Raw genomic sequence first — 9,247 nt, forward strand, 5'->3', positions numbered from 1 at the left:
GTGGTGCGGAAGTCCTCGTTCGAGGTGTATACCTTCGCCGAGCCGGGTGTACCGCCGGTCGCCTGATCTTCGCCCGACCCGCCGCGGGCAGACCGCCAGATCGCCTGCAACAACACCCGCGGCGAAAAGGCCGGGCCGCCACTGACTCCGGTGAGTACGCCGCCAAGCTTTATCGACTCCTCCGTCGGCTTCGGGTCCGTCCCGCGCGCGCCGGACTTGTTGATGAACATCAAGCTGCCCGGCTCGCCGAACTTCTTGACTAGTGCATTGGCCGCGTTCTCGGCCTTATCCCCACCTTCTGCTTTCTCATACCAGCGGGCATCGATCGCTGAGTATTCGAGTTTCACCCCTTCCTTGATCGCCAACCCGTGCTCAGTCGCGTAGTGCTGCATGCGCCGTTCGACGATCGCGTCGACCCAATCGACGACCCCGCGCTCGGACAATTCCTTGTCCTGCCAACGATTCAGCTCGATCCTGGTGTCCTCGACCATCCGCCCACCGCCCGGCTTGTCGACTACCCGCTCCACCAGACGCTCGTTCGCGCCGCTGATCTCGGAGTTGTCGAGGTGAATACGCCACTGCGGCTGACCCTTTTGCTCGATACCGACAATCGTGCCGTCCTTCACGGTGAACGAGATCTTCGCGACATCGATGGCATCGGTCGCGATGCCCGCCAGCTTCGCCTCGCGACTCTCGAAGTGCGACGGCTTTTCTTGGAACAACATCTTTTCATAGAACGGCTTGACTTCGGGCACCCCGAAATAATCACCGCGCTTGTCATGAGCCCCACCCCAACTCTCGTACATGGCGCCTTCCACTTCTTTCGCCGTGCCCGACACACCCGTCGGATCCTGCAGGTAACGACTGCCGATCCACTGCTTCAACGTCATCGTCAGCGAATCCTCCGGGCGATTGCCCCGCACCGTCACACCCTGAACGATGTCGAGATGCTGCCCCAATCCCTCCAACCGCACTTCGGTTGATTTGTTTGAATCCCACATCAACCGGTCGGTGGTCGACGCGTTCATCTGCATCACCTTGTCGTATTCACGGGAGGTATTGAAGTCCCTGTCGCGTTCCAACCCCCACCTCGCGTTCGCGAATTTCGTGTAATGCTCCGCGTTGGCCAGCACCGAACCCCGATCCCCGGTCACCGCCGCCAGCTTGTCGATCGCGTCCTCGGTCATCCGCGCATGCCACAGACCGCGGGTGTTCTCGGGCCTGCCGAAATCTTTGTCGGTCAGTGGGCCATCTTTGTCGGTCAGCGTGTCGTTAGGCCGATCCAGTATCGCGAGACGGAACTGCTCATACAGATCCTTCAGTTGCGTCACAGTGGCCGGTGACGCGTCCCCGTCCGCACCCGGGGACAACTTGGCCCGCACCTCCCCGTCGAAAGCGGTATCGACCTCATCGAGATTGCCCATCCCCTCCGGGAGCGGCCTGAACCGCCGCGCTATCTTCTGCTTCTCGGCCATCGCGTTCAACCGATCCGCTACCTCATCAATATGTGGCTCCGTGCGCAGCCACTCCTTGACTTCCGCCACGACTTCCTTCGGCGCACCCGCCCGCCCGATCTCCTCGATCATCGAGTTCGCTTCGTGCAGACCGACGAACAGCACCGCTTCCTTGGTCCCCACGATCAGCAGGTTGCGGCCCGAGGCCTTGGCATCCCAGGCCCACTGCGGGAACGGCTCGTCTTCCCGCAGTTGCACCACATCCACGCCCATATCCTTCAGCCCCGCTCGATGCTCCTCGTGCGTCCCCAAATAGCCCTGTACCTGGCGCATCATGTCGCCCACCAGCGGTTCGCTGCTCGTCAGCATCGTCACCACGCCACGCTTTATGGCATCGCGTAACCCGGACATGATCATCACCAGCGTTTTGCCCTCCCCACCTTTCATATCCGCGGGCCCGAACTCAGTCAGCACGTACGTCAGCATCTGCGTCTTCCGCGGCGTGCGCTGCTTCGGTTCCGGATCATGACGCATCATCCACTCAGCCATCGCCGACACCTGCTCTGCGCGCGGCCCGTTGCGCACCATCCGATCCAGTTCAGCGTCGCTCGCGCCCCGCCCGATCACCGGATCGGTCTCCTTGGTCCGGCGCAACAGCTCGTCCCGGTACACGAACGCCGCCTTCACCACCGCGTCCCCCATCTCCATGGCCTTGTCCGTCGCTGCCTTCATCGCCTCTCGCTGGTCCGCGAGCCCCGCCTCGTAGGCGTCTCGATCCAGTCCCTTCGCGGTCCCCAATCCCGCGAAGCGTTTCTCGATCACCTCGTGCATCTCGCGCTTGAACTTCGCTACCGCCTCGGGGTACGCCGCTTCCTTCGCCGCCAGTTCCGCACCCAACTCCGCTACCCGCGACCCGGCATCGGACTCATCTCGGCTCAATTCCCGCTCCCAGACCGCGGATCGCTGCTCGACTCTCCTGTTGAATACCCACCTGCGGCGCCGATCCGAGGCCAGCTCGTCACGCTCGTTCCGCGCCGCGGCCAGCTCCTCGGGGCGATCCTTGGCGGCGGTCAGCAGCGCCTCGTGCTCGATCATTTGATCCCGCAGATTCTTCCGACTCTGCTTGACCTCACGATTGAGCTGCTTCAGGTATTCCGCCCGCGGCTCGTTGCCCGACCGGGCCTCCTCGTACTCCTTCTTGCTGTTCTCGAACGCTTTCCGTGCTTCAGCCACCCTATTCGTTGAGGGTTCGATTCTATTGTCAAGACTCTGATTCAGATGAACCTCGAGCTGCGCTTTCTCCATTTCGTGCAGATTTCTGAGGTTCTTCAGATCAGCCATTTCCTTACGCAGATTCTTAATAGCAGTATCCATGTGCGCGTCGGTGGCCTCTAGCATCAACAGCCGATCCTGGTTGACCGCATCAATCCCGGCCTCCGAATTGGCCTTCAACTGCTCATAGCGCTCCTGCACCGCATGCTGTACTGCCGCGTCGTGCTCGGCCTTTGCGGCATCGTGCGCCGTGCGCGCCGCCTCGTGCCGCGATTCGGCGTGCACGGCGGCGTCCGGCGCCCGATCTTTCTCTGCCTGAACAGATTCGAGTGCTCGACTGCTGTTGTCGAGTTCCTTCACCGCGGCGTTCAGCCGTTCCCTGGCACCGATGACATTCTGGTCGCCGGCCGCGACCTCGGTCCGCAACTGATCTCGTAGCTTCAGCTCATGCGGGCTCATCGGCTCTTTGGCCGCCGGTCGGACGGGCGGGGGCGGCTCGGTGCGGCCCTGGCCTTGTGCGTCGTGGTCGCGCTGGAGGCCGCTGTGGTGCTGCTCCGAAATTGCCTGACCATCATTGTGCTCGGACAGGTGGACTCTCGGCCGACGAATCGTCTGATCATCCGGTCCGTCCTGGCTCAGACCGTTTTTGCGTTCCGGCACAACATTTTCCGGATGCGTGCGGGCATCGTCGCCGGAGTTGCGGTTGGTGCGGATCTGCCCGGCTTCCGAGCCGGACCCGCTGTGCCCGGCCAGGCCTTCCGGCCGCGCTCCGGCCGCGGGGCCGACGGCGCGCTCCGGTGACACCGCCCGCGACGCGCCCGGTGCCTGGTCTTCCCTAGCGACTACCGGCCGCGGCCCGGCCGGGCCGGACTCGTTGTGCGCCGCGGTGATCCGCGCCTGCGATCCGCCGTCGGATGCCGAGGTGATCGGCGCCCCTGACCGGCCCCGTACCGGCTCGACCTCCGGTGTGGTTGACCGAGTGGGGAATTCGGAGCTGGTCCGGCTGCTGCTCCCCGATACCCCGTCCGTGCTCCGACCTCGGCTCTGCGAGTCCGACCCGCTATCTATCGACGAAGCCCTGGACGACGGCCGCGACTCCGCCTGCCCGGGCGGCGGTTCGTGCCTGGCCGAGGCGGGCGACTCGGACCCGTCCCGAAGGTGGCTGGTCGCGCTGTGGGTGTCGAACTCACCCGAAATTCGGGCATGCGATGCGGGCGGGTTGAATTCGCCCGATTGCCGGGATACCGACGAATGCGTCTCGGGCCCAACCGAACTCCCATTCCTCGACCCACCACCGTTACGAGTGAAGTCCTTCGGACCCTGGGACTCAGGTGACCGGGACGTCGAACCCGCTGCCGGTTCCGGCTTGGCATTGAACCCTCGGGTGACCGGTGGCGGCGCACTGGACGACCGGTGCACGCCATTGCCGTTCGATGCCGCCGACGTGCCGTTCGGTTTCGACGACGCCGAAACCCGCGAAGTCGATCCGTCGATGCCGGTCCCGCCGACCGAACCCGCGCGCGGCCGCAGCACGCTCGCCGCCGAAATACTGCCGGTGCGGGCGGAAGTCGGTCGAGTCGAGGCGGTGTTCTTGTCCTGCACCGAGGTTGGGTTGGAGCGTGAATTGTTCTCCGTGACATCGGATTTCGCACCCGACGACCGGTTGTTGCCGTTCTCGGTGCCTGCCGTATGCGACGTCGACCGGGTCGGTTTCTCCGTGACTGCGTTATCCGCCGAACGGCCGCCCGCGCCCCCGCGCCCATCCTTGCCGTCCTTATCCAGCACCGAATGGATGGAACTGCCGTCGGAGATCTTCAGATCGATCTTGCCGTCGACCCCGATGCCCTTGGCGTGCATGGCCTCGCCCCGCATGTGACCGACCGCGCCGTGGATACCACCGAGCATGCCGCCGCCCGCGGCGCCGGCGAGCATGGCCGGATCGAACTCCCACTCCCCGGTGAGGACGCCACCGGTGACGAAACCCGCGCCGGCGCCGACCAGACCACCGGGGATACCGGCGCCGATCGCGATGCCCGCGGACTTCCACCAGGTCATGCCCTCCCGGCCGATCCAGTTGCCGAGGCCCTTACCGATAATCGCGCCGACGGGTGCCGCTGCCGCGCCGGACGCCGCGCCAACGGCTCCCGCGATCCATATCCGCTTCAGGTCGAATCCGTCGATATGCCCCTTGTCCTTTTGGATTCCCTCGATCAGGACCTCGGTAAAGATGCCGAGGCCGCCCTGCGTCCCAGCGCTGATCCCGGCCAGCTTCCACATCGGCTGCCGCGCGATCCAATGGGCGTGTGACGCGATTTTGTTGAGGAGCGTGCGACCGATCCCCGACATGACGACCGCGGTCTCGGCCTCGAGTGCCGGAACCATCATCGCGCCGAACAGGGTGGTCAGGGCGTACGCGATCTCGGCGGCCAGGATCGCCAGCGTGATGATGACCTGCAGCTTGGTGTGCTCGATCTCGGCGCCCATCTCGTGCGCCGATTTACCGAGCCCCCTGAGCGACTGCACGAGCTTCGGGATCGACTGGTCGCCGGCGAAGAACATGCCGAACTGCTTTTTCATCTTGTCGTGGCCGTCGCCGGAATAGCTGTCCAGCGCGGTGTCGCAGGCGGTGTGCAGCTGGTCGAGCAGCGCTTCCAGACCGTCCGCCGCCGTCTTGTAGTCTTCGGCGAGCGCGAACATCTTGTCCTCGTCGCCTTCCGGCCACGCGGCACCCGACAGGTAACTGAGCCATCGCAGGCCCTCGGGCATGTCGATGCTCATCGATCAGTCCCAGAGGTGTTGCGTCGCGACCAGCCCCCACCGGCGGCTCGGCGGAATGCGCAGCGCCGCAGCATGATCAGCGGGCCGGGGGACACGTCGAACACCTTCCCGCGCTTCGGCCCGGCATCCCGTGGCCGCCGCGTGTTCGATTCAGCGAGGAACGACAACCGACGCCGATCAGTCGCGGTCGACGACCGACCATGGCCGGGTTTGCGAATCATCGGACTCGAGCTGCTTACGCTCGGCGGGCGAATCGAACGACGCCCGTTGCAGCTCCGGCGTTTTCGTGCGCAAGTCGGGCAGGCCCTCGACCATGGACGACAAGCTCGGCAGCCGCGACCGGGACTGGCGGATCGGCTCGATCAGTTCCTCGGCCTTGCGGGCGACCTCGGCGGCGGCGTCCTGGGTGGCCTCGGTGACCGCGTCGGCGATCTCGTCGTAGCTCAGTTCGTCGATGTCGTCGCTGAATTCGGTGTCGATCACGACGCCGTCGGCGTTGACGGTGATGCGCACCCGGCCCTTGGCCGCGGTAGCGGTGGCGGTGAGTGTGACCCGCTTCTGCTGTACCTCGGCGATCGAGCGAATGTGCTGGCTGACCGTGTCGAGCAGGTCGGCGACGTCTCCCTTGGCCCGTTCGTTGCTCACGTCGAGTCCTCCTGCCGCACGAAGAAATACAACCAGCGATGCGTTGCCCACATCGATTACTTCGCGAACGTACCACGCTATATTGTCGGAAATCTCGTCACGACCACGTTGTGATGTCATTATTATGCGCTGTTACGCGAGACTTATGCGCGACTGATTTGCGTAGTGTTGAATCCCCTTAGTGGCTAGTGCTCAAACGCGGTGTGGCGGTATGAGACCGAGCTAAGTTGTGGAGACTGTTCTGGTGTCGGGCGAAAGGCTGCGAGTCGATACCGCGATGATGATGGAAATACTATCGGAACAAATGCCGGATATTGTCGGCCGTGTGCCTGAATTCGATGGGCCGACGCCGCGCACCGACGAGAAAGAATTCATCATATGAGCGATCCCAAGGAGCAAAGCCGGGCCGGGATCAGCGACGGGGTGGACGTCAGCTTCCGGCTGGGTACCGCGCCGCCATCCGATGAGCCGGTGGCCGATGCGCGAAAGACGAAGAAACCCTCCTCGCCAACCGATTCCGATATACCGGCAGCCGAGCCGCAGGACGCTGCTGAGCAGGCGATCGGTGAGCCGAACACCGACGATCAAGCAGTCGCGCCGCCGACGACCGACGATCAGGCCGCCGAGCCGCCGACAGCCGACGATCCAGCCGCCGAGCCGCTGACAGCCGACGATCAGGCCGCCGAGTCGACGACCTCCGACGAGCCGACCGCCGAGCCCCCATCGATCGAGGAACAAGCGGCCGAGCTCGCCCACAGCATCGCCCGCGAACTCGGCGTGGCCGGCCCGGAAGGCTGGCAATGGCTGGAGGCGTCCTTCTCGCTCACCGTCGCCGGTGGCATCGCCTACGTGCTGTACTACGACGACTCCGAACAGTCCTCCCGGGCCGAGCCGTCGGCGACGGTCACCGAACTCGTGGTGCGGCATCGCGATATCTCCGCCCGACTCGGCGACGGCCCCTGGTGGCGCATGGTGATCCAGCTCGAGATCACCGGCGAGGTCGAGGTCGACTACGACTACGGCGACGAGCCGTTCCCCGACGATCAGCTGCTCGCCACCGACGCCTATCGGGCCGACCTGGCCGCGTATCCGCGCGAACAGCTCCCGGTGTGGCTGGCCGCCTACGTCTTTCATGACGAGCGGCAGTGGCGTTCGCCCGAGCAGGCCGCCGCGCAGGCTCGCGCCGACCGCGAAGCGAATGTCACCGCGCTGCTCGCGCGCGAAGAACTGCCCGCATTGCCCGTGCTGTGGGCCCGCTGGGCCACCATCGCAGCGGCCTTCGTCGCCATCGGTTCGGGGCTCGGGCCGCGAATTCGCCCGGCGCTCGGCATCTTCGAAGGCGCGGCGCGCAGCGGTTCCACCCTGTTCGTGCTGCCCGGCGGTCGCGCGGTGCTCTCGGGTGGGGTGTGGAACGCTCCCGAACTCGACGCCGCCTACAACGACGACGACGAGCTGCCGGAGCTGTATGCCGGTGCCCCGGACTGGGTGGCCAATCAGGTGCTCAACGCCCGTGCGGCGCAAGGCATGCTGTCGTTCTGCTACTGGTGGTCCAACGGCAGCTGGCACCGCGGCGAATCGCCGACCGCCGACCAGTTCAGCGCGGCCGTTCCAGGCATCTGGACGAGCCAGACCGTCGCCGACATCGTGTGCGCCGTGGTGAGCAACGAGCCGACCGAAGACCAGCGCGAGGCCGCGGCCACCCTGGTCGAGGCCGCCGAGGCCGGTGTGGTGACCCGGGAGACGTTGACCGGCTTGTTCGATGAGAGCGACAACATCGACGGCGCCATGTATCAGCTGTCGCTGGCCGGCCTCACCGCGACGGTTCCCGAGGAGCTACCGCACGACCAGGCGATCACCCTGGTGCGCGAATTCATCCTCGAACTGGGCGTCGACACCACCGGCTATCCACTCGACCAACTCGTCGCCGAACGCCTCGACGTCGGCTGGATGGTGTTCGTACCGACCGAACCCGGCGAAATCGCCATCGGCCGCGCCATCTTCTATATCGCCGACGACGGCGTGATCGAACAGTCGTCCTCGTCGATGCCACCGTCGACCTACACCGACGGGTTCGAGCAGCGCTTCCAGGAACGACGGACCAGGGCTGGCGTCGATCTCGTGATCTGACCTGATCAAAAAGGAGCACCATGGACAAGCCGATCAAGATCGAGCCGGACGGATTACGCCGCTCCGCGGACAATTTCGACGAGCTCGCGGACAAGGCCAAGAAGCTGCTGGAGACGCTGAAGTCCAACTCGAGCAGCAAGGGCGAGGCCTGGGGCGACGACAAGAGCGGTAAGAAGTTCGCCGAGGGCGACAAGGGATACAAGAAGGGCCGCGACAATACCTTCGAGTCCCTGGCCGCCATCACCGAGGTCTTCGCGGGAAACGCGAAGAACCTTCGGGATTCGGCGAAGATCCACGAGGAGAACGAGCGCCGGCTGGTCGAGAACATGCGAATACGAGACCAGCGCTGACGCATTACCCGCGGTTATGCGGCGATGACTCGAAACTGATCGGCGTGGTGTTGGATCGCAATCAGTGGCAAATGCTCAGCGAGGTCTTGCGAGACGAGCTCGACCTACGATCCGGAGGCTTCTGGTGGTGAACGAATGGCTGCGGGCCGATGCCGCGTTGATGATCGAAGCGATGTCGGGGCAAATGCAAGGGATCGCGAAGATTCAGCGTGATCGAGCCCGGCTCACCGCGAGCGTCACCGCGTGCGATAAGCGAATCACGGTGACCGTCAATGCCAACGGCATTCTCATCGACACCCAGTTCGCCGACGATATCGGCGACCTTTCCTACCACGAGATCGCCGCGGCGATGACCGAGGCGGTGCAGGCCGCCGCCCTGAAGGTGATCGAGCAGGGCCGTCAGCTCATGGAACCGTTGCAGGAGCGCAAGACCCGGCTGCCGCGCCTGTCGGATCTCGTCGCCGACATCCCGGATATCAAGTCGGTGATCCCGGTGGCGACACCCGCGTCGACCGCGCCGCCGAACTCGCCGTCGCGCAGGCAACCCGACGAGGCCGGCGACGCGGCGCCGTTCGGGCGCCGGTCGCTGATCAACGACCCCGACGACTGAGTTCGCGCCGG

6 protein-coding genes (1 of these 6 only partly in view) are annotated in these 9,247 nt (G+C 65.0%); 4 read left to right on the forward strand and 2 right to left on the reverse strand.

Annotated elements, in window-relative coordinates; genetic code table 11:
* Together ACIBCN_RS01610 and ACIBCN_RS01615 are read right to left on the reverse strand one after the other, a co-directional pair.
* On the reverse strand, positions 1–5,504 hold the start of the coding sequence (locus ACIBCN_RS01610; protein ID WP_396989516.1) for an ADP-ribosyltransferase. It extends 26,122 nt beyond the left edge of the window; the window shows 5,504 of its 31,626 coding nt (coding positions 1–5,504); it begins with the start codon at positions 5,502–5,504; its stop codon lies beyond the left edge, outside the window.
* Between the two features lie 177 nt (positions 5,505–5,681).
* Positions 5,682–6,149 carry a YbaB/EbfC family nucleoid-associated protein gene (locus tag ACIBCN_RS01615; protein WP_396989517.1) on the reverse strand — a complete coding sequence of 156 codons (468 nt, stop codon included), beginning with the start codon at positions 6,147–6,149 and terminating at the stop codon, positions 5,682–5,684.
* A 229-nt stretch (positions 6,150–6,378) separates the two neighbouring features.
* Here ACIBCN_RS01615 and ACIBCN_RS01620 point away from each other — a divergent pair, with 229 nt between their 5' ends.
* The 4 genes from ACIBCN_RS01620 (at position 6,379) to ACIBCN_RS01635 (ending at position 9,236) form a co-directional block, all read left to right on the forward strand.
* The gene (locus ACIBCN_RS01620) at positions 6,379–6,531 is read left to right on the forward strand and encodes a hypothetical protein (protein ID WP_396989518.1); all 153 of its coding nucleotides are present in this window, start codon (positions 6,379–6,381) and stop codon (positions 6,529–6,531) included.
* Positions 6,528–8,276 (forward strand): hypothetical protein, encoded by a 1,749-nt coding sequence (locus tag ACIBCN_RS01625; RefSeq protein WP_396989519.1) that lies wholly within the window; start codon positions 6,528–6,530, stop codon positions 8,274–8,276. The genes ACIBCN_RS01620 and ACIBCN_RS01625 overlap by 4 nt, the downstream gene beginning before the upstream one ends.
* A 20-nt stretch (positions 8,277–8,296) precedes the next feature.
* Positions 8,297–8,626: a hypothetical protein gene (locus tag ACIBCN_RS01630; RefSeq protein WP_396989520.1), complete on the forward strand. Its 330-nt coding sequence runs from the start codon at positions 8,297–8,299 to the stop codon at positions 8,624–8,626.
* 127 nt (positions 8,627–8,753) lie between these two features.
* Complete coding sequence (locus ACIBCN_RS01635) at positions 8,754–9,236, forward strand: YbaB/EbfC family nucleoid-associated protein (RefSeq protein WP_396989521.1); 483 nt, start codon at positions 8,754–8,756, stop codon at positions 9,234–9,236.
* Positions 9,237–9,247: the final 11 nt, after the last annotated feature.

The organism is Nocardia sp. NPDC051052 (assembly GCF_044456045.1).
In the GTDB taxonomy this organism is placed as follows: domain Bacteria; phylum Actinomycetota; class Actinomycetes; order Mycobacteriales; family Mycobacteriaceae; genus Nocardia.